18 protein-coding genes, 1 pseudogene and 1 riboswitch are annotated in these 18,006 nt (G+C 60.4%); of the genes and pseudogenes, 9 read left to right on the forward strand and 10 right to left on the reverse strand.

What is annotated here, in order from left to right:
* Nucleotides 1-58: 58 nt before the first annotated feature.
* From ACXAH0_RS12970 to ACXAH0_RS12980, 3 genes are all read right to left on the reverse strand, one after another.
* Nucleotides 59-2,236, reverse strand: a complete 2,178-nt coding sequence (locus ACXAH0_RS12970) for an anthranilate synthase component I (RefSeq protein ID WP_475191784.1) — start codon at nt 2,234-2,236, stop codon at nt 59-61.
* Between the two features lie 109 nt (nt 2,237-2,345).
* Nucleotides 2,346-2,510, reverse strand: coding sequence for a hypothetical protein (locus ACXAH0_RS12975; protein ID WP_475175092.1), 165 nt, complete (start codon nt 2,508-2,510; stop codon nt 2,346-2,348).
* A gap of 11 nt (nt 2,511-2,521) precedes the next feature.
* Nucleotides 2,522-3,304 (reverse strand): substrate-binding periplasmic protein, encoded by a 783-nt coding sequence (locus ACXAH0_RS12980; protein WP_475191788.1) that lies wholly within the window; start codon nt 3,302-3,304, stop codon nt 2,522-2,524.
* 221 nt (nt 3,305-3,525) lie between these two features.
* Here ACXAH0_RS12980 and sthA point away from each other — a divergent pair, with 221 nt between their 5' ends.
* Both sthA and ACXAH0_RS12990 read left to right on the forward strand, forming a co-directional pair.
* On the forward strand, nt 3,526-4,926 hold the full coding sequence (gene sthA / locus ACXAH0_RS12985; RefSeq protein WP_475191790.1) for a Si-specific NAD(P)(+) transhydrogenase: 1,401 nt from the start codon (nt 3,526-3,528) through the stop codon (nt 4,924-4,926).
* 114 nt (nt 4,927-5,040) lie between these two features.
* A complete protein-coding gene (locus tag ACXAH0_RS12990; RefSeq protein WP_475191794.1) occupies nt 5,041-6,462 on the forward strand; it encodes an 8-oxoguanine deaminase in 1,422 nt (473 codons plus the stop codon).
* Nucleotides 6,463-6,513: 51 nt separating this feature from the next.
* Here the strand turns inward: ACXAH0_RS12990 and ACXAH0_RS12995 are convergent, their stop codons facing one another.
* The 3 genes and pseudogenes from ACXAH0_RS12995 to ACXAH0_RS13005 form a co-directional block, all read right to left on the reverse strand.
* Complete coding sequence (locus ACXAH0_RS12995) at nt 6,514-6,900, reverse strand: rhodanese-like domain-containing protein (protein WP_475191897.1); 387 nt, start codon at nt 6,898-6,900, stop codon at nt 6,514-6,516.
* A pseudogene (locus tag ACXAH0_RS13000) lies at nt 6,895-7,239 on the reverse strand (FKBP-type peptidyl-prolyl cis-trans isomerase); the annotation flags it as partial. The pseudogene ACXAH0_RS13000 and the gene ACXAH0_RS12995, both read right to left, overlap by 6 nt.
* A gap of 230 nt (nt 7,240-7,469) precedes the next feature.
* Nucleotides 7,470-8,069 carry a MarR family winged helix-turn-helix transcriptional regulator gene (locus tag ACXAH0_RS13005; protein ID WP_475175083.1) on the reverse strand — a complete coding sequence of 200 codons (600 nt, stop codon included), beginning with the start codon at nt 8,067-8,069 and terminating at the stop codon, nt 7,470-7,472.
* Nucleotides 8,070-8,335: 266 nt separating this feature from the next.
* On the opposite strand from ACXAH0_RS13005, the gene ACXAH0_RS13010 reads away from it, so the two are divergent.
* A complete protein-coding gene (locus ACXAH0_RS13010; protein ID WP_475175082.1) occupies nt 8,336-9,388 on the forward strand; it encodes an EamA family transporter in 1,053 nt (350 codons plus the stop codon).
* A gap of 31 nt (nt 9,389-9,419) precedes the next feature.
* Here the strand turns inward: ACXAH0_RS13010 and ACXAH0_RS13015 are convergent, their stop codons facing one another.
* Both ACXAH0_RS13015 and ACXAH0_RS13020 read right to left on the reverse strand, forming a co-directional pair.
* Nucleotides 9,420-10,313 carry an ROK family protein gene (locus ACXAH0_RS13015; RefSeq protein ID WP_475191798.1) on the reverse strand — a complete coding sequence of 298 codons (894 nt, stop codon included), beginning with the start codon at nt 10,311-10,313 and terminating at the stop codon, nt 9,420-9,422.
* A gap of 185 nt (nt 10,314-10,498) precedes the next feature.
* Nucleotides 10,499-11,434, reverse strand: coding sequence for a pirin family protein (locus ACXAH0_RS13020; protein ID WP_475191802.1), 936 nt, complete (start codon nt 11,432-11,434; stop codon nt 10,499-10,501).
* A 144-nt stretch (nt 11,435-11,578) separates the two neighbouring features.
* On the opposite strand from ACXAH0_RS13020, the gene ACXAH0_RS13025 reads away from it, so the two are divergent.
* From ACXAH0_RS13025 to ACXAH0_RS13045, 5 genes are all read left to right on the forward strand, one after another.
* On the forward strand, nt 11,579-12,118 hold the full coding sequence (locus ACXAH0_RS13025; RefSeq protein ID WP_475191805.1) for a P-loop NTPase family protein: 540 nt from the start codon (nt 11,579-11,581) through the stop codon (nt 12,116-12,118).
* Nucleotides 12,119-12,150: 32 nt separating this feature from the next.
* Nucleotides 12,151-12,270: riboswitch (TPP riboswitch) on the forward strand.
* A 159-nt stretch (nt 12,271-12,429) separates the two neighbouring features.
* Nucleotides 12,430-13,407: an FAD-dependent oxidoreductase gene (locus tag ACXAH0_RS13030; RefSeq protein ID WP_475191808.1), complete on the forward strand. Its 978-nt coding sequence runs from the start codon at nt 12,430-12,432 to the stop codon at nt 13,405-13,407.
* Nucleotides 13,391-13,588 (forward strand): sulfur carrier protein ThiS, encoded by a 198-nt coding sequence (gene thiS, locus ACXAH0_RS13035; protein WP_475191812.1) that lies wholly within the window; start codon nt 13,391-13,393, stop codon nt 13,586-13,588. Before ACXAH0_RS13030 ends, thiS begins: the two co-directional genes overlap by 17 nt.
* Nucleotides 13,589-13,592: 4 nt before the next feature.
* Nucleotides 13,593-14,366, forward strand: a complete 774-nt coding sequence (locus ACXAH0_RS13040) for a thiazole synthase (protein WP_475191815.1) — start codon at nt 13,593-13,595, stop codon at nt 14,364-14,366.
* Entirely contained in the window at nt 14,363-14,968 is a 606-nt protein-coding gene (locus ACXAH0_RS13045) for a thiamine phosphate synthase (RefSeq protein WP_475175069.1), read from the forward strand. Before ACXAH0_RS13040 ends, ACXAH0_RS13045 begins: the two co-directional genes overlap by 4 nt.
* Nucleotides 14,969-14,994: 26 nt before the next feature.
* Here the strand turns inward: ACXAH0_RS13045 and ACXAH0_RS13050 are convergent, their stop codons facing one another.
* Complete coding sequence (locus tag ACXAH0_RS13050) at nt 14,995-15,873, reverse strand: LysR family transcriptional regulator (protein WP_475191821.1); 879 nt, start codon at nt 15,871-15,873, stop codon at nt 14,995-14,997.
* A 215-nt stretch (nt 15,874-16,088) separates the two neighbouring features.
* Between ACXAH0_RS13050 and ACXAH0_RS13055 the strand changes: the two genes are divergently transcribed.
* Entirely contained in the window at nt 16,089-17,588 is a 1,500-nt protein-coding gene (locus tag ACXAH0_RS13055; RefSeq protein WP_475175067.1) for a CoA-acylating methylmalonate-semialdehyde dehydrogenase, read from the forward strand.
* A gap of 52 nt (nt 17,589-17,640) precedes the next feature.
* On the opposite strand, the gene ACXAH0_RS13060 is transcribed toward ACXAH0_RS13055, so the two are convergent.
* On the reverse strand, nt 17,641-17,958 hold the full coding sequence (locus ACXAH0_RS13060) for a hypothetical protein (RefSeq protein WP_475191824.1): 318 nt from the start codon (nt 17,956-17,958) through the stop codon (nt 17,641-17,643).
* Between the last annotated feature and the right edge of the window lie 48 nt (nt 17,959-18,006).

Consider the following 18,006-nt stretch of genomic DNA (forward strand, 5'->3'; position numbering starts at 1 on the left):
TCATGTCCGCTGACACTAGATCAGGCTGTGCCAAGGAACCATGACATTTTTCACAGTCCTAAGCTGGGCGTGCGGGTTTTGCCGGAACCAGACGGGAGATAACATTCTCGATGATCTTGTGCCCGGCTTCCTGATCCAGCGACATGATGGATTCAGGATGAAACTGAACAGCTGCAATGGCTTCGCTCTGGTGCTCCACGGCCATGACAACTCCATCCTCTGTCTCTGCCGTGACCCGCAAGCTGTCCGGCAAGGTGTCCCGCTTGGCGAACAACGAGTGATAGCGGCCAACAACCACCGGGGCATTGAGCCCCTCAAAGAGAGTGGAATTTCCAGCCAGGCTGATGGGGGAGGGTTTGCCGTGCATGGGGATGTCCAGCTGGCCAAGTTCAGCGCCGAAATATTCTGAAAGGGCCTGCAGGCCGAGGCAGACGCCGAACATCGGCAGGGCCCGCGCGCGGGCGCGCCCGATGGTGGCCGCGCAGTCAAAGTCCTTCGGATTGCCGGGGCCGGGCGAGAGAACCACCAGATCGGGCGCCACATCGTGAAACACATGATCTGCCACCGGCGTTCTGTAGGTGACCACCTCCGCGCCAGTCTGGCGGAAATAGTTGGCCAGCGTATGGACAAAACTGTCTTCGTGATCCACCAGCAGGATTTTCAGACCCTTGCCCGGTTTGGCTTCTTCCCTGGTTTCGGCGGCACGGGTCGCCAGTCCGGCCTCTCGCACAGCCGCGCGCATGGCCTCGGCCTTCAACTCTGTCTCGGCTTCTTCATCTTCCGGAATGCTGTCATAGAGCAGGGTCGCTCCAGCCCGGATCTGGGCCGTTCCGTCCTTAATTCGCACCGTTCTGAGCGTGAGGCCGGTATTCATGTCGCCATTGAACAGCACGGCGCCGATGGCCCCGCCATACCAGGCACGGGGCGATTTCTCGTGGTCCTCAATGAATTGCATGGCCCAGCGTTTCGGCGCGCCGGTCACGGTGACGGCCCAGGTATGGGAGAGGAACGCGTCCAGCGCATCCATATCCTCACGCAAAATGCCTTCGATATGGTCGACCGTGTGGATCAGGCGCGAATACATCTCGATCTGGCGGCGGCCGATCACCTTGACCGATCCGGGCACGCAAACCCGGCTCTTGTCATTGCGGTCGACATCGGAACACATGGTCAATTCGGCTTCGTCCTTGGCCGAATTGAGCAGTTTCCGGATCTGGGCTTCGTCCTCAATGGCATTCTTGCCCCGCCGGATCGTGCCGGAAATCGGGCAGGTTTCCACCCGCCGGCCGCCGGTCACCCGCACATACATTTCCGGGGAGGCGCCAACGAGATATTCGTTTTGGCCGAGATTGAAGAAGAAGGAATAGGGGGAGGGGTTGATCTGCGCGAGCCGCCGGGAGACAGCTGATGGCGGATTCGCGCAGGGTTCATAAAAGGTCTGGCCAGGCACGGTTTCAAAGAGATCGCCCCGCCGGAAATAATCCTTCGCCTTTTCAACCAGCCGGGCATATTCCCCCGGTTCGTGATCACCGCGTCCAGGATCCCGGTTGGCGGGGGTATAGGGCTGGTTTTCGCCGGTGCGTGCCATGCCCTTTGTAGAGGTGCCGTCTACCACGAAGTCATATTCCAGCACATAGGCGCGCTTGCCGTGGTGATCGACGATCAGGATTTCGTCGGGCAGAAACAGGACCACGTCGCGCTGGTCTTCCGGGCGCTCCAGCTTCAGGTCAATCGGCTCGAACTGGAAGGCGACATCATAGCCAAAGGCCCCATAGAGCCCGAGCTGATCATCCCCGCAGGCAAACAGCTCTTTCAGCGCCCGAACAACGGAAAAGGTCGAGGGCTGGCGAGAGCGTTCCTCTTCGCGGAACGCCCGGTCCGGCTTTGTAACGGTCAGGGAAATCTGCTCCGCATCCGCTGAGAAGGTCCCAACGTCCTCAAGGGCTTCCAGCGTGCGCGCGATCACGGGAAGCAGAACCTTGCCCCGCTCATTGAGCGCACGAACGGTCACGGAGCGGTCAAAGGCTTCCAGAACCAGCGGCGGATTGACCAGGGCCATGTCCCAGCGTGTGTAGCGGCCCGGATATTCGTAGGACGAGGACAGAACCGCGCCCAGCTCGCCGTCGAGCCGGTCGATCCACTCAGACGTACCCTTGTCATAGTCGGAGGGACGCGACGTCCGCAAGATCGTGATCCCGCTTTTTGTTTCAAAAGTCTGGTCCGCCAGTGCCGGCATGGTCTTTGTGTTCCCGCTTCTGGTGGCCGCCGGGAGGGCTGGCAGCCTTTAAACCATCAGGGCCGCCAGCGGTGTCCCGCGGCGGCCCTGATGGTTTATGTCGATCTTGTCAGAACATGAAGGATCGCAGGCCGCCTATGTCGCGCTGCGCCACCACCATGCTGCTGAAAGGATCATGCTCATGCCAAGACGCATAGCCGACTGGGCGGGGGATGGCAATGGAATTGTTGCCGGTTAGCGCATGGGGAGCTGGAGACAGGAGCTTCAGCGCCACCGGCCCGGCCGTCAGTCCGTTTTCGGGGCGTGGGTGCCTTCATCTGGAAAGGGGTTCCAATCGGAAAGACCATATCTCTTCAAAATACGGTCCAGTTCACCACTGCGGCGCAAATCGGCCATACCGTCCGAGAGGGCCTGTGCGATCTCATGGGACTGGGCCTTGGCCGGAGAGAGCGCGATGAACAGATCGTCTTCCTCAAAGGCCTTGGCCAGTCTGAACTCGCCCGATAGCCCCAGCTCATTTGCCTTGTAGGCGAAGGTATTGATGTCTTCGACCACCATGTTGAGCCGGCCGGCCAGAAGTGTCTTGATATTCTGTTCAAGGGCATGCGTACCGCCCGTCTGGACCAGCTCTGAATGGTCTTTCAATTCCCGGTCAATGTCCTCGCCATAGCTGTAGTCGATGATGACACCGACAGATTTCTGGTCCAGCGATGATGGGCCGAGATAGCGCCAGGGATCGTCCTTGCGGACAAAGAGCCCAATCCGGTATTGGCCCTGAGCCTCGCTGGGAAAGACAAATCCTTTTGCCTCTCCCGGCGTGCTGGCATAGATGCCGTCAAAATGGCCGGAGCGGGTCATCAGAAGTGCGCGGGCCCAGGTGATCTGCTCGTAGCGCAGGCGGTAGCCTCGGGGTTCCAGAATGGCCTTGGCAATTTCAATCATATAGCCGGGAGCCTTGGCATCCGGGCCGCAATTGACAGGACACCATTCATCCGCAGCGAATGTGAGGGTCTGTGCCTGTCCGGGGGCGGACAGCACAAGTGCGCCCGTGCAGGTCATCCAGATCATTGTCTTGCCAAAGGAAATCACCTGTCACCCCGTTTGCTGAGTCTGCTCATTGTATTCCGTTAGGGAAATTATTCCAGATGGCAATTTCCGGTTGGTATTGCGGCAATTGTTCGGAACTTAACGGTTTTTCGCTCTACTGCTTGACCGGGACGCGCATATACTGTTTTGCAATGCGACATATTTTGTGCATAGCAATATGCACTGGCGGTGATGAGGGGCACATGGAACAGTACGATCTGATCGTGATCGGCAGCGGGCCGGCCGGGCGCAGGGCGGCGATTCAGGCTGCAAAATTCGGCCGCAGTGTTTTGGTTGTTGAGCGCGGGCGCAGGGTCGGCGGTGTGTCAGTCCACACCGGCACCATCCCCTCAAAGACTTTGCGCGAAACGGTGCTCAACTTGACAGGCTGGCGCGAACGGGGCTTTTACGGCAGCTCGTACCGGGTCAAACAGGACCTGACCGCCGCGGATCTCAGGGCCCGCCTGCATATCACCTTGAACCATGAAGTGGACGTTCTGGAGCATCAGTTCACCCGCAACAAGGTTGATACAGTGCGCGGGGAAGCCAGGTTCCTGGATTCGCATCAGATCGAGGTTCATGGTGAAGCAGGCGAGGTGCTGACCTACCGCGGGGACAAATTCATCATCACGGTCGGCACCCGGCCGTTCCGTCCGGACTATGTGCCCTTTGACGGCGAATATGTTCTCGACAGCGATGAAATTCTTGAGCTGACGGAGATTCCCCGCTCCATTGCCGTAATCGGTGCCGGGGTGATCGGGGTGGAATATGCCTCGATTTTCTCCGCTCTGGATGTTCATGTGACACTTGTCGAGCCGCGCGATTCCATGCTCGATTTTCTCGACAAGGAACTGGTGGCCGATTTCACCCATCAGCTCCGGGACCGGGGGATTTCCATGCGGTTCGGGGCCAAGGTTGAAAAGATCGTCAAGCACGGTCCGGCCGATTGTGAGATCTCCCTGGAAGGGGGGCGCAGCGTGCGCTCCAATGTGATCCTGTTTGCCGCCGGGCGTATGGGCGCAACGCGTTCGCTGCAGCCGCAAAATTGTGGTCTGGGCGTGGACCACAGAGGACGGCTGAAGGTTGATCCGGAAACCTTCCAGACGGAGGTTCCGCATATCTATGCCGCAGGGGATGTGATCGGCTTCCCGAGTCTCGCCTCGACCTCAATGGAACAGGGACGCATTGCGGCCTGTCAGGCCTTGGGCGAACAGGCCTATGATCCGCCGGAATATTTTCCCTATGGCATTTATGCGGTGCCGGAAATTTCCACGGTGGGCATGACCGAGGAAGAAATCCGGGAGCGCGGCATTCCCTATGAATGCGGGGTGGCCCGGTTCCGGGAAACCTCCCGGGGCCATATTATGGGCCTGGATACCGGCATGCTGAAATTGATCTTCTCGCTCAAGACACGGCGGCTGCTCGGTTGTCACATTGTCGGCGAGGGGGCGACCGAGCTGGTCCATATCGGACAGGCGGTCTTGAACCTGCGCGGCACGCTGGAATATTTCGTGGAGAACACGTTTAACTATCCGACCCTGGCCGAAGCCTACAAGATTGCGGCCCTGGATGCGTGGAACCGGATGCCGCCGCTGGCAGACTAACGGCTATCGGAAACAGCAGAAAGTGTTTCCGCTCCAGGCGCATGGCGCGATCGGACGGGGCGGGCTAGTGTGCCTGCCGATTTGGATTTCAGCCGACAGACCGGACCCCTTGCCATGGCCAAGACCCTGCTTTTGAAGAATGCCGACATTCTGGTGACAATGGATGAGGGGCGCCGGGAAATTGAAAACGGCGGTCTTTATGCCGAAGACGGCATGGTGACCCAAGTCGGCCCGACAGAGGACCTGCCTCAGGCGGCGGATCAGGTGATTGATGCGTCCGGCCAGATTGTGCTGCCCGGATTCATTAACACCCACCACCATCTCAACCAGACTCTGACCCGCAATTTGCCTGCGGCCCAGAACAATAATCTCTTTCCCTGGCTCCAGGCCCATTACCGGATCTGGGCGAAGACCCACCCGGCAGCCTCCCGCAGCAGTGCGCTTGTGGGGCTGGCCGAGTTGGCACTCTCCGGCTGCACCACGGTGTTCGACCATTCCTACCTTTTCCAGAGCGGTAACAAGGTCGACTACCTGATCGAAGCCGCCCGGGATCTCGGCGTGCGCTTTCACGCCAGCCGGGGCTCCATGTCCCTGGGTGAAAGCGATGGCGGGCTGCCACCGGATGACTGTGTTGAGAAGGAAGAAGGAATTCTGGCCGACAGTATCCGGGTGATCGACCGTTACCATGATGCGTCGCGTGGGGCGATGACGCGGATCGTGGTGGCCCCCTGTTCACCATTTTCCGTCTCCGAAGATCTTTTAAAGGAAAGCGCCCGCCTTGCCCGCGACAAGGGCGTGATGCTGCACACCCATTTATGCGAGACCGTGGACGAGGAACGCTACACACTGGAGCGCTTCGGCAAACGGCCGGTTGAGTGGATGGAGGGGCTGGACTGGACCGGGCCGGATGTGTGGTTCGCCCATGCGATCCATGTGGATGATGATGAGATCCGCCTGTTTGCGCGTACCGGCTGTGGTGCCGCCCATTGCCCCTGTTCCAACATGCGGCTCGCCTCGGGCATTGCACCGGTGAAAAAATATATGGCCGCCGGGGTCAAGGTCGGTCTGGGCGTCGACGGCTCGGCAAGCAATGACGGCTCGAATATGCTGATGGAAGTGCGCCAGGCCATGCTGCTCGCCCGGCTTCAGCTTGGCCTGATGCCGCCGGAAGGCCCGCGCAAACATGCGCTGCTGCCCCCGTCCCACCCCTTGCGGGCCAACGAGTGGATGACCGCCCGCGAGGCGCTGGAACTGGCAACACGCGGCGGTGCGGCAGTGCTCGGCCGGGATGATATCGGCTCCCTGAAACCTGGAAACTGCGCCGATTTCTTCACTCTGGATCTGGGCGCCCTTGAATTTGCCGGCGGTTTGCACGATCCGGTGGCAGCTGTGGTGTTCTGCTCTCCGCATTCGGCCAGAACAACGGTTATCCACGGCAAGGTGATTGTGGAGGACGGGCGGATCGCGACGATGGATATAGACCCGGTGGTCAGGGAGCACAACCGGATGAGCCAGGAACTCGCCTCGGCCTCATGATACCATTTTCACCTGGTTGAGACCTGTCTGAGGGCATAAGGCGCGAGTGTTTCAGCAGAGCCAGCAGCTCTCCGGCATGACCGCTTCGGTCAGGCCGCCCCCGGCGCTGATCCAGCCCAGAACCCCGCTTTTCACGTTGATCACATGGGAAAAGCCTGCCTGGCTGGACAGGTAATTTGCAACAATCTGGCTGCGGTGGCCAGACCTGCAAATTAGGACGACTTCCTCGTCCGGATCGGTGACGATCTGCTTGAGCCGGTCTGGAAAATGCGGGTTCACATTGCCGTCCGCATCGAAAAAGGTCACAAGACGGCTTCCGGGCAGAACGCCGGTTTCTTTCCATTCCTGGGGACTGCGGATGTCGATGACGGTGGTTCCGGCCGCAAGCTTCTTCTTCAGGTCCTCGTTGCCGATGTCGGAGAACTTTTTGCCCTTCACATCCAACAGTTCGATTTCAAATTTCAAGGTGGCATTGGGGGGGATAACACCGCCAGCGCCTTGGGCGCCATAGGCCAGATCGGGCGGGATGATCAGTTCCCGCTTGCCGCCCACCTGCATGCCTTCCACGCCTTTTTCCCAGCCTGGAATGACCCGGCGCTCACCAAGGGTGAAGGAAAACGGTTTGCCCCGGTCCCGGCTGGAATCGAATTTGGTTCCGTCCATAAGCCAGCCGGTATAGTGCACGACGACGGTTTCCCCGACATTGGCTTCTTCACCGGTGCCTTTTTCCAGATCGCGGATCTGCAACTCACCTTGTGCTGCGGCGGAGCCTGTCATCATCAGGATGAAGAGGAGGCTGGACAGCCATTTGAGCATCGTCATATCCGTTTTTCTTGCGCGGTCCCGAGCCGGGAGGCCGCTTCCCGTGTGCAGTGTCTCACGTGAGTATCAACATATCATGAGGGCCGCCTAGGCCCTTTGAGCAAGCGCAAGCGGTTCTCCACGAGTTGATTGCAGTGCACAATTTCAAGTGCCCAGAGCCGCTGCGGCAGCTTGAAAAAGGCCGGTCAGTTGCCAGAGAGCGGATCGCTGGCGGTGCGGATCAGCTTTTCCAGAAGAGAGGAGAGTTGCTCCTGTTCGTCCGGGCTGAGGCCGTTTACGGCGTCGCTCTGCATGTCAACATAGCCGGGGATCATGTCCTTCACCAGTTTGAGCCCTTTTGGGGTCACGCAGACGGTCAGCGCACGCCGGTCTTCAGGGTGCGGGCACCTGTCCACCAGTCCGGCCTTCTCCAGCTTGTCGACCCGGGCAGTCATGCCACCGGAGCTCATCATCGTGGAACGGTACAGCTCCGTCGGGGTGAGTTTGTAGGGCGGTCCGGAGCGCACCAGGGTGGCAAGTACATCGAATTCGCCAGATTTCAGGCCAATCTCCGCATAGGCAGGCACCAGATAGTCCCGGCTCATGATCTGAGCGGCCTCGTTGAGGCGCCCCAGCAGCACCATTGGTTGCAGTTTGCCAGCCACCTCCGGCACTTCACTTTGCCATTGCCGCTGTGCCCGGTCTGCGCGGTCGGCAAGCAACTCCTCCGGGTCCCCGAACAGATGGTCTTTCGATTTTGACGGGGCCTTGGCCGGTTTTTTCATGGTCGCGCTGCGTCTGGGCAAATCGTGTTTCCTGGGCTCCAGTCTCCTCTAAACAGAAGACTTTCCCTCAGGTTTCTAAGGGGCTGGGAGGGGAAAAGATCTCCTTTTTGGGATTGAAAGTCAAGAGATGTCAAGAATCTTGAAAATAAGTATCTTGATATCAAGATAAAAAGAGCTATCTTGTCATCAGCAAGGCGCGAGGCCGGCAGGGCCAGGTCTGCGCCCAAGAGCTGTCACACATGCATGTCCGGCACGCCGGGAAGCGAACTGGACGAGGAGCACAGATCATGACTATTCAAGCTGAAGCGCAGGACATGCGGGCCGGGGAGGCCGCTCCCGCAGAGCCGCATGCCCCCCAAAGGCCCTCTCAGAAGATGGTCCGGAAGGCACCCCAAGGGACAGCCCTCCTGGACAGACCTTTGCTGCTACTGGTGGTGGTCGGAGGGTTTTTGGGCCTGTCCACCCTCTTTGCCAAGGCCGCCCCAGCGTTTGGCTGGCATCCGCTCGCGCTGCTGCAGTGGTCGATGCTCGGGGGCGCAGCCGGGCTTTTCGCTGTCACCCGGCTGAGATACAGGGCCCGGAGCCCGCAGGCGCACGGGGCCGTTCAGCGGCACCATGCCCCTTTGCGGTCCATTCTGGTCTTCACGCTGATCTCCGGTCTGCTGTTCATAGCCCCCAACATGATTGCGGTTGTAGCCGCGCCCAAGGTGGGGGCGGGCTTTGTCTCCCTGTGTTACGCTTTTCCTCTGGTGCTCACCTATGCCTTTGCGGTGATCCTGGGTTTGCAGCGGTTGCAATTCCTGATGGGGGCAGGGGTTCTGTCCGGGCTCGCCGGGGGGCTATTGCTGGCCCTGTCGGGGGCGGAGCTTTCCGCAGAGGCGTCTCTCTGGTCTGCCCTGGCCCTGTTGATCCCGTTCTTTCTGGCGGCCGGAAACATCTTCCGCACGCTGAAATGGCCCCAAGGCGCCAAGCCGGTTGATCTGGCCCTTGGCATGATGGCTGTGGGCGTTGCCGTGCTGATGGTCTTTACCAGCCTGTGGGACATCCCCGTGCTGCCTTCGCATTGGAGCGCTGAGGCGGCCGCGCTGCTCGCCGCGCAAACGCTGATCTTCAGCTTGCAATACGGTCTGTATTTCCGCCTGCAGCAGTCGGCCGGGCCGGTTTATCTCAGTCAGATCGGGTCTGTCGCAGCCGTGTTTGGGCTTGCACTTGGCTATCTGGTCTTCAACGAAGTGCCGAATGGGGCAAAGCTGGCCGCTGTCGCCTTTGTGGGGCTGGGGATTGTTCTTGTCACTCTCGGCCAGCGCCGTTCCCAAGGACGGGGGAATGGGCGCGCCTGATCAAGCGCTCAGCAGTTGGTGGGCAGGCGCGTCAGGTCCAAAGCCAGGCCGCGCCGCGCACGCCGGAACTGTCCCCATGCACGGCCTTGCGGATCGGCGTGTCGAATGTATCGGAAAAGATGAAGGGGGCCATGGCAGCGGGAAGGTCACCGTAGAGCTCGTCAATATTCGACATGCCGCCGCCCAGCACAAACACATCCGGGTCCAGCAAATTGGCCGACATGGCCATTGCGCGGCCAAGACGGCTGACATAGGCGTCATAAACCGCCGTTGCCACGGCGTCCCCAGAGCGCTTGAGCTCCATGATTTGCGGCCCTTTCAGGTCCGTGCCGGTCCGCTCCGCATAGTCGAGTTGAAAGCCGGTGCCAGAACACCAGCGGTCAATCACGCCCTTGTGGCCGATCCAGCTGTCCGGGCCCGGAAACTCGTCCGCCCGAAGCCAGGGAACGGAGATCCCGCCCCATTCGCCGCCAATGCCGTTGGCCCCCAGATGCGCCTTGCCGTCAATGGCGATGCCAGAACCGCACCCGGTTCCGATAATGATGGCATGCACAATATGGGCGCCCGCGCCCGCACCATCGGTTGCCTCTGAGACCGCAAGGCAATTGGCATCGTTCTGAATGCGCACAGGCCGTCCAAGAAGGGTCTCAAGGTCCTTGTCGAGAGGCTGGCCGTTCATCCAGGTGGAATTTGCGTTTTTGACCACACCGGTTGTCGGGGACAAGGAGCCAGGAATGCCGAGCCCGAGGGTTCCGGTTGTTCCGGTGGCCAGTTCGGCCGCGGCCACAAGATGCTGAACAGCCTTCAGACAGCCCTTATAATCGTCTCTCGGCGTGTCGACCCTCTGGCGGAAAAGTTCTGTCCCCCCGTCGGACAAAGCGATGATTTCGATCTTGGTTCCGCCCCAGTCAATGCCCAGCCGCATCCCGTTCCACCCGTTTCCCTGTTTTGGCCGTTTCCCTGTTTTGGCCGCTTGCCTGTTCTGGCCGCAGCGGGACTTGTCTGAAGACCCGCTGGTCGCTCACACCTGTCTTGGCAGAGATAACCCCGCCTGCGCAAGCGGGCGGGGTTTGAAAGCTGGTGAAACAGAGGACTGCCAGTCAGGCAGTGTCAGGGGCCGGGACGGTCGGGAAGGGGAATGAACTCTTCCGCATCTCCCGGCACCGTGTCGAAGCGGCCCTGACGCCAGTCTTCCTTGGCCTGCTCGATCCGCTCTTTCGAAGAGGACACGAAGTTCCACCAGATATAGCGCTTGCCATCCATGGGGGCACCGCCCAGCACCACAAACCGGGCCGGGGCAGGGGCGGTGTTTTCGACCACCAGATGATCGCCTGCCTTGAACACCAGCAACTGGGCCGGGTCGAAGGACTGCCCGGATATGGTGATCTGGCCGGAGATTGTATAAAGGCCACGTTCTTCCCAGCCTGCATCCAGCGGCGCCTTGGCGCCAGGCTCCAGGGTGATGTCCGCGTAAAACATTTCAGATGCGGTGTTGACCGGCGCGGTGTGACCGAAAAGACTGCCCGCAATCAGTTTGACCGAAGCGCCCTTGTCGGAGAATTCCGGCTGTTCCTCCGTTCCGTGATGCTGAAAGGTCGGGTCGCCTTCTTCCAGGTGTTTCGGCAGCGCCACCCAGCTCTGCAGACCAAAGAGGGGACGTTTGGCGGTCAGGCGCTCCGGGCGTTCGCGTTCGGAATGCACGATGCCCTTGCCTGCGCTCATCCAGTTGAGGGCGCCGGGGGCAATGGCGATCTCGGTGCCGAGACTGTCCCGGTGATACATTTCGCCTTCAAACAGATAAGTGACTGTTGCCAGCCCGATATGGGGATGCGGGCGCACATCTATGCCGCCGCCCACCAGAAGCTCCGCCGGTCCCATCTGGTCAAAGAAGATGAACGGGCCGACCATGCGCCGCTTTGCCGAGGGCAGGGCGCGGCGGACGGAGAAGCCGCCGAGGTCAGAGGTGCGCGGGACTATGATTGTTTCGATCGGGTCACAGCTTGAGGCAACTCCGGGAATGGGATCAGGGCAGTTCAACCAGCTCATCAGTCTCTCCTCTCCGTCAATTCGCGTCTGACATCTCATTTGGGCCGCGTGTCGGGACGTGTCCATTGAACAGTCTGTTTCAGGTTTTCTTCTGCTCAGAAGCGGCTATAAAGACGGGCCTTTTTCTTCAAGGTGCAGGTCGGCATGAAGCGCGTCATGATTGTTGGTGGTCCGGGCTCTGGCAAGAGTACGCTTGCCGTCGCGCTGGGCAAAAAGACCGGCCTTCCGGTCTATCACATGGACAAGATCCAATTCCGCCCCGGCTGGGTTCAAAGAACCATGGCCGAAAAGGACCGGATGAGCCACGAGGTTCATATGGAAGACGTGTGGATTTTCGAAGGCGGCCATTCAAACACCTATCCGGAACGGGTCGCCCGTGCAGATACCTTCATCTGGCTGGATGTGCCGGTGGCCCGGCGGCTGTTCCGGGTCTTGAAACGCTCCATCCGGTATCACGGCCAGAGCCGTCCGGATCTGACCGAGGGTTGCCCGGAAGTCTTTGACCGACAGACCCTTGATTTTCTGAGCTATATCTGGCGAACCCGGCACAGCGCCCGTCTGAAACTTGAAAAGATATATCAGGCCCCGCCGGATCACCTGACGGTTCTGAGGATTGCGACAATCGGCGAGGTGGAGGCCTTTCTCTCCGGGCTTCCTGACCGGGTGCACGCCTCCCAACGGTAACTTGACAACAGCCGGGATCGGGCGGCACAAGAAGGTTTCACCCGGGGTGCCCTGACAAGGGGCTGAGATACTGCTGGCTCAAGAGGCAGCGCAGGGACCCGACGAACCTGATCCAGGTCATGCTGGCGAAGGGAGGGTGTGCGGCCCCGAGAAGGGCCGCGGCAGTTGGCTGCGAGCCTCCCTTCCAGAAACCACGGGACCGGACGGCCGGACCTTCTCAGGGTCCTTGCGGAGACACATCCTATGGCTTTTCTGATTTCAAGCGGGTCTTTCCGGCAGAAGACACATCTGCGTCCGACCTGGGCCCAGTCATGAGGCTTGGCATCAAGGGCGCAGGCGTTGCCGGTCTGGCGCTGGCGTACGAACTTGCCTCGCGCGGCCTCGAGGTCGAGGTGATTGAACGGCATGAGAGCCTTTGCGCCAGTGCGTCCTGGCTCGCAGGCGGCATGCTGGCCCCCTGGTGTGAGCGGGAAAACGCGGAAGAACAGGTGCTGTCCTGGGGCGAAAAGTCCATCGGCTGGTGGGACGCCGCCGTGCCCGACGAGGTCCACCGCAAGGGCACTCTGGTGGTGGCCGCTCCGCGGGATGCTGGAGAGCTGAGCCGTTTTGCGTCGCGCACCAGCGGCTTTGAGTGGGTGGAGGCCGAAGCGCTGGGCGTTCTGGAGCCGGATCTGGCAGGCCGGTTCGCAAGAGGGTTGTTTTTTGCCGGAGAAGCCCATCTTGATCCGCGCAAGGCCCTCAAGGCTCTTGAGGCCGGACTGGGCGAACGCGGGGGCCGGATTCGCTACGGCTGCCGGGACTTTTTTGCCGCCACGGGCTTGAACGTCGAGTGCACGGGCATGGCGGCACCAGATCCCGCGCTGCGTCCGGTGCGCGGGGAAATGCTGATCCTGCACGCGCCTGAAGTCACGTTCTCCCGCCCGGTCCGTTTTCTGCATCCGCGCATCCCGGTCTATGTGGTTCCGAGGGAGGGCGGGCATTTCATGGTCGGGGCGACAATGATTGAAAGCGATGACCGGGGTCCGGTCTCCGTGCGCTCAACCATGGAACTGCTTAACGCTGCCTACAGCCTTCATACGGGTTTTGCCGAGGCCAAGATCGTTGAGACCGGGGCGGGCCTGCGCCCGGCCTATGCTGACAATCTGCCGCGCCTTGTCTTTAGCGGCAATAGCGTCTCCCTGAATGGGTTTTACCGGCACGGCTTTCTGCTTGCTCCCCATTTTGCCGTTTCGGCGGCAGACAAGATCCTTCCCCTTTTGCAGGAGACCTCCCTTGAAGCTCATCATTAATGGCGAGGCGCAGGACCGGGCCAGTGCAACACTGGCCGCCCTGCTTGACGAACTGGCCTATGACCATGACTTTCTGGCCACTGCCAGAAACGGGGACCTTGTGGCCGCCGAAGAACGGGCCGGCTGTGTTCTCCAGGACGGGGACCGGATCGAGATCCTGTCGCCGATGCAGGGAGGGTAAGCCTATGCTGAACTTTTATGGCGAAACGGTCGGGTCGCGCTTTCTGCTCGGTACAGCGCAATATCCGTCCCCGCAGATCCTGGCGGAGGCTGTTTCGGCCTCAGGCGCGCAGATCCTGACCGTCTCCTTGCGCAGGGAAACGGCTGGCAGCGGCTCCGGCGGGCGGTTCTGGGCCATGATCCGGGAGCTGAAAGTCAAGATTCTACCCAACACCGCCGGGTGCCACTCGGTTCAGGAGGCGGTCACCACCGCCCGAATGGCTCGGGACCTGTTCCAGACCGACTGGATCAAGCTGGAAGTCATCGGCCACCACGACAGTCTCCAGCCCGATGTCTTCGCGCTGGTGGAGGCGGCCCGCATATTAAGCGGGGACGGCTTCAAGGTGTTTCCCTATACAACCGACGATGTGGTGGTCGGGGAACGGCTTTTGGAGGCGGGGTGCGAGGTCTTGATGCCCTGGTGCGCGCCAATCGGGTCGGCCAAAGGACCGGTCAATCCGGATGCCTTGCGCGCGTATCGCAGCCATTTCAGCGGCATTCCACTGGTGGTGGATGCCGGGCTTGGCCGTCCGTCCCATGCTGCGCAGGTTCTGGAACTCGGGTTTGATGCGGTGCTGTTGAACACGGCCGTTGCCAGGGCCGGGGATCCCGTTGCCATGGCGCGGGCCTTTTCGCTGGCGATTGAGGCTGGCCGGAGCGCTTATCAAGCCCACCCCTTGGAGCCGCGCGATGTTGCGGTTCCCTCGACCCCGGTTCTTGGAATGGCGGTATTTGAATGAAACTCGATCCCTTCTATCTCATCGTTGACAGTTCCGCTTGGATAGAGCGGCTGATCCCGCTTGGTGTCAAACTGGTGCAGCTGCGCATCAAGGACATGTCCGAGGAGGAGCTTCGGGTCGAAATCGCGGCCTCCAGGACGGTTTGCGAAAAGCATGGCTGCCAGCTGGTGGTCAATGACTATTGGCAGCTGGCCATCGAGGAAGGCTGTGACTTTGTCCATCTCGGCCAGGAGGATCTGGCGGAGGCCGATGCCCGTGCAATCCGCAAGGCGGGCCTGAAGCTGGGCGTATCGACTCATGACGGGGATGAGCTGGCAACGGCCCTGTCCGCCAATCCCGACTATGTCGCGCTCGGTCCTGTCTATCCGACCATTTTGAAGACGATGAAATGGGCGCCGCAAGGTGTCGAGAAGATCGGTCGCTGGAAGCAGGAAATCGGTGGTCTTCCGCTGGTGGCCATTGGCGGGCTCAATCCGGAGCGGCTGCCGGGCGTCTTTGAAAACGGGGCAGACATCGCGGCGGTGGTCACTGACATCACCCGTAGCGCCGATCCGGAAGCGCGGACGCTGGAATGGATCGCGGCAACGCAGCGCTGGCGCTAGAAGCTGAGCAAGGCGGCTGCAGCCGGTCAGAAGATTGATTTATCGCGGGCGACAAGGTCGCGCAAAAACTCCTGAGCCGCAGCCACGTGGCGCAGCGGTCGGGAGCTTTCATGGGTGACCATCCAATAGGCCCGGCGCAGTTTGACCTCCGGCAGAACAGGTACAAGACTTCTGTCTCCACGCGCGATAAAATCGTGCAGGATGCCGATCCCGGCGCCGCCGCGGACGGCTTCTGTCTGGCCAAGCGCGGAGGCGATTTCAAACCGAGCTGTCCAGTCCTTGAAGAACTCGGTGCCGTAGTTCAACTGCGGGGAATACAGCAGATCTTCCACGTAGCCGATCAGATCGTGTCCGCCGAGATCGCTGGCGGTATCCGGTGCGCCATGTTGCGCCAGATACTGTTTTGACGCGTAGAGACCGAGCGCATAATCCACGAGCTTGCCGGCGACCAGCCGTCCGGTTTCCGGACGATCAATGGTCACGGCGATGTCGGCCTCCCTGCGGGAGAGGGAAAAGGACCGGGAGACTGGCACCAGCTGCACGGTCAGGCCAGGATGCTTTTCGGTAAGCTCTCCGAGCCTTGGCGCCAGATAGGCAACGCCGAACCCGTCCGGTGCGCCGATGCGCACAGTGCCGGAAATCTCGGGCGTGTCGCCGCCCAGATCCGCTTCGGCGGCAAGCGCTTCGGCCTCCATCCGCTCAGCACGGTCAAAAAAACGGCTGCCCGTCTCGGTCAAAAGACAACCCGAGGTGGACCGGTCGAACAGCCGGGCCCCCAGGCTTTCCTCCAAAGCGGTGAGACGCCGTGCAACGGTGGCATGATTCAGGCCAAGGCGTTTTCCCGCTGCAAGAATCTGCCCTGTGCGGGCAATGGTCAGGAATATGCGAATATCGTCCCAGTTCATATCGTGTGCGATTCTCCTGGCCTATTGATGGGCCCTTACGGCCGTGTCCGTCACAGCCCATACGTGATCAAGTGAAGCTTACTATAAAAAATGCACAACAGATCCGAAAATCTGGATCTTGTATATGACAAAAATAAAAGCGAAAAAGACAGGAACACATGTACGGGCCATGTGCCTTTTGGCAAAGAAGCCCGGTTTCAAGGGAGATCTGGAACATGCAGACAATTGGTCATTTCATTGATGGCAAGCGCGTGGACGGCACGTCCGGCCGCTTCGCGGACGTCTATAACCCGGCAACCGGCGAAATCCAGGCGCAGGTCGCCCTGGCCAGCCAGGACGAAATGGACAAGGCGATTGCCAGCGCCGCAGCCGCGCAGCCGGCCTGGGCCGCGACCAATCCGCAGCGCCGCGCCCGCGTGATGATGAAATTCGTTGACCTCCTGAACCGGGACATGGACAAGCTGGCAGAAGCGCTGTCGCGCGAACATGGCAAGACCCTGCCGGATGCGAAGGGCGACGTAATCCGCGGCCTTGAGGTTGCCGAATTCTGCATTGGCGCACCGCATCTTCTCAAAGGCGAGTTCACCGAGGGCGCTGGCCCGGGCATTGACATGTATTCCATGCGCCAGCCGCTGGGGGTGGTTGCGGGTATCACGCCGTTCAACTTTCCGGCGATGATCCCCATGTGGAAATTTTGCCCGGCCATTGCCTGCGGCAACGCCTTCATTCTGAAGCCTTCCGAGCGCGATCCGTCCGTGCCGATCATGCTGGCCGAGCTGATGATTGAGGCAGGCCTTCCTGCCGGTGTTCTGAACGTCGTCAATGGCGACAAGAGCTCCGTTGATGCGATCTGTGACGATGATACGATCCAGGCCGTGGGCTTTGTCGGTTCCACGCCGATTGCGCAATATGTCTATGCAAGGGCAACGGCCAACGGCAAGCGGGCCCAGTGCTTCGGCGGCGCCAAGAACCACATGATCATCATGCCGGACGCGGATCTGGATCAAGCCGCAGACGCCCTGATCGGCGCAGGCTATGGCGCTGCCGGTGAACGCTGCATGGCTGTCTCCGTGGCCGTGCCGGTGGGAGAATCCACTGCAAACGCCCTGATCGAGAAGCTGGCGCCGAAAGTCGAAGCCCTGAAGATCGGGCCGTATACCGCTGGCAATGATGTCGATTTCGGCCCACTCGTCACCAAGGAAGCGCTGACCCGCGTTAAGGGATTGGTCGACCAGGGTGTCAAGGAAGGTGCCAAGCTGGTCGTTGATGGCCGCAATTTCTCCATGCAGGGCTATGAAAATGGCTACTTCATGGGCGGCTGCCTGTTCGACAATGTCACCAGAGACATGGACATCTACAAGACCGAGATCTTCGGACCTGTGCTGTCCGTTGTCCGCGCTGAAACCTACGAGGAAGCTCTGGAATTGCCGCTCAGCCACGAATATGGCAACGGCACGGCCATCTTCACCCGCGATGGCGACACGGCCCGCGACTTTGCGTCCCGGATCAATATCGGCATGGTTGGCATCAATGTGCCGATCCCCGTTCCGCTCGCCTACCACACTTTTGGCGGTTGGAAAAAGTCCGGCTTTGGCGATCTGAACCAGCATGGCCCGGATGGGATCAAGTTCTACACCCGCACCAAGACCGTGACGTCCCGCTGGCCGTCCGGCCTGAAGGATGGGGCGGAATTCGTCATTCCGACCATGAAATAACCGGCCCTGAGCAGGACTATGAACGGGCGGCCAAAGGGCCGCCCGTTTTGATTCAGGCCGCAAGGGCTCGGGCTGTTACGCTCCGGTCCGGGCGATAATGGGACAGGGAAATGATCCCGTCGATTTGCGCCAGCAGGGCTGCAAACACAGGATCTTTGAGGACTTTCTCAGAGGCCGCCTTGGCCGAGGCCAGATCCTTCCACAGGACCACATCGGCAAGCAATCCTTCATCTTCCAGCGCTTCATAGGCCGTCCAGGACAGGAACCCGTCATACTGGCACACAAGGTCCTGCGCCGCACGCCGGGCTTTGCGGGCATCTTCAGGGTCTTTGATCTTGAAAACGACGAGCTCAAGGCAATGATCCGTCATCTCTGTCTCCATTTTTGAAATATGCGTTTTATTGCGGATAGACAATGG

This window comes from Roseibium sp. AWQ4_290 (assembly GCF_056160985.1).

Excerpts from the sequence above, each read along its gene's own strand:
- ACXAH0_RS12970 (WP_475191784.1), bottom strand. The coding sequence starts at position 2,236 with ATGCCGGCACTGGCGGACCAGACTTTTGAAACAAAAAGCGGGATCACG.
- ACXAH0_RS12980 (WP_475191788.1), bottom strand. The coding sequence starts at position 3,304 with ATGATCTGGATGACCTGCACGGGCGCACTTGTGCTGTCCGCCCCCGGA.
- sthA (WP_475191790.1), top strand. The coding sequence starts at position 3,526 with ATGGAACAGTACGATCTGATCGTGATCGGCAGCGGGCCGGCCGGGCGC.
- ACXAH0_RS12990 (WP_475191794.1), top strand. The coding sequence starts at position 5,041 with ATGGCCAAGACCCTGCTTTTGAAGAATGCCGACATTCTGGTGACAATG.
- ACXAH0_RS13010 (WP_475175082.1), top strand. The coding sequence starts at position 8,336 with ATGACTATTCAAGCTGAAGCGCAGGACATGCGGGCCGGGGAGGCCGCT.
- ACXAH0_RS13015 (WP_475191798.1), bottom strand. The coding sequence starts at position 10,313 with ATGCGGCTGGGCATTGACTGGGGCGGAACCAAGATCGAAATCATCGCT.
- ACXAH0_RS13020 (WP_475191802.1), bottom strand. The coding sequence starts at position 11,434 with ATGAGCTGGTTGAACTGCCCTGATCCCATTCCCGGAGTTGCCTCAAGC.
- ACXAH0_RS13025 (WP_475191805.1), top strand. The coding sequence starts at position 11,579 with ATGAAGCGCGTCATGATTGTTGGTGGTCCGGGCTCTGGCAAGAGTACG.
- ACXAH0_RS13030 (WP_475191808.1), top strand. The coding sequence starts at position 12,430 with ATGAGGCTTGGCATCAAGGGCGCAGGCGTTGCCGGTCTGGCGCTGGCG.
- ACXAH0_RS13040 (WP_475191815.1), top strand. The coding sequence starts at position 13,593 with ATGCTGAACTTTTATGGCGAAACGGTCGGGTCGCGCTTTCTGCTCGGT.
- ACXAH0_RS13045 (WP_475175069.1), top strand. The coding sequence starts at position 14,363 with ATGAAACTCGATCCCTTCTATCTCATCGTTGACAGTTCCGCTTGGATA.
- ACXAH0_RS13050 (WP_475191821.1), bottom strand. The coding sequence starts at position 15,873 with ATGAACTGGGACGATATTCGCATATTCCTGACCATTGCCCGCACAGGG.
- ACXAH0_RS13055 (WP_475175067.1), top strand. The coding sequence starts at position 16,089 with ATGCAGACAATTGGTCATTTCATTGATGGCAAGCGCGTGGACGGCACG.
- ACXAH0_RS13060 (WP_475191824.1), bottom strand. The coding sequence starts at position 17,958 with ATGACGGATCATTGCCTTGAGCTCGTCGTTTTCAAGATCAAAGACCCT.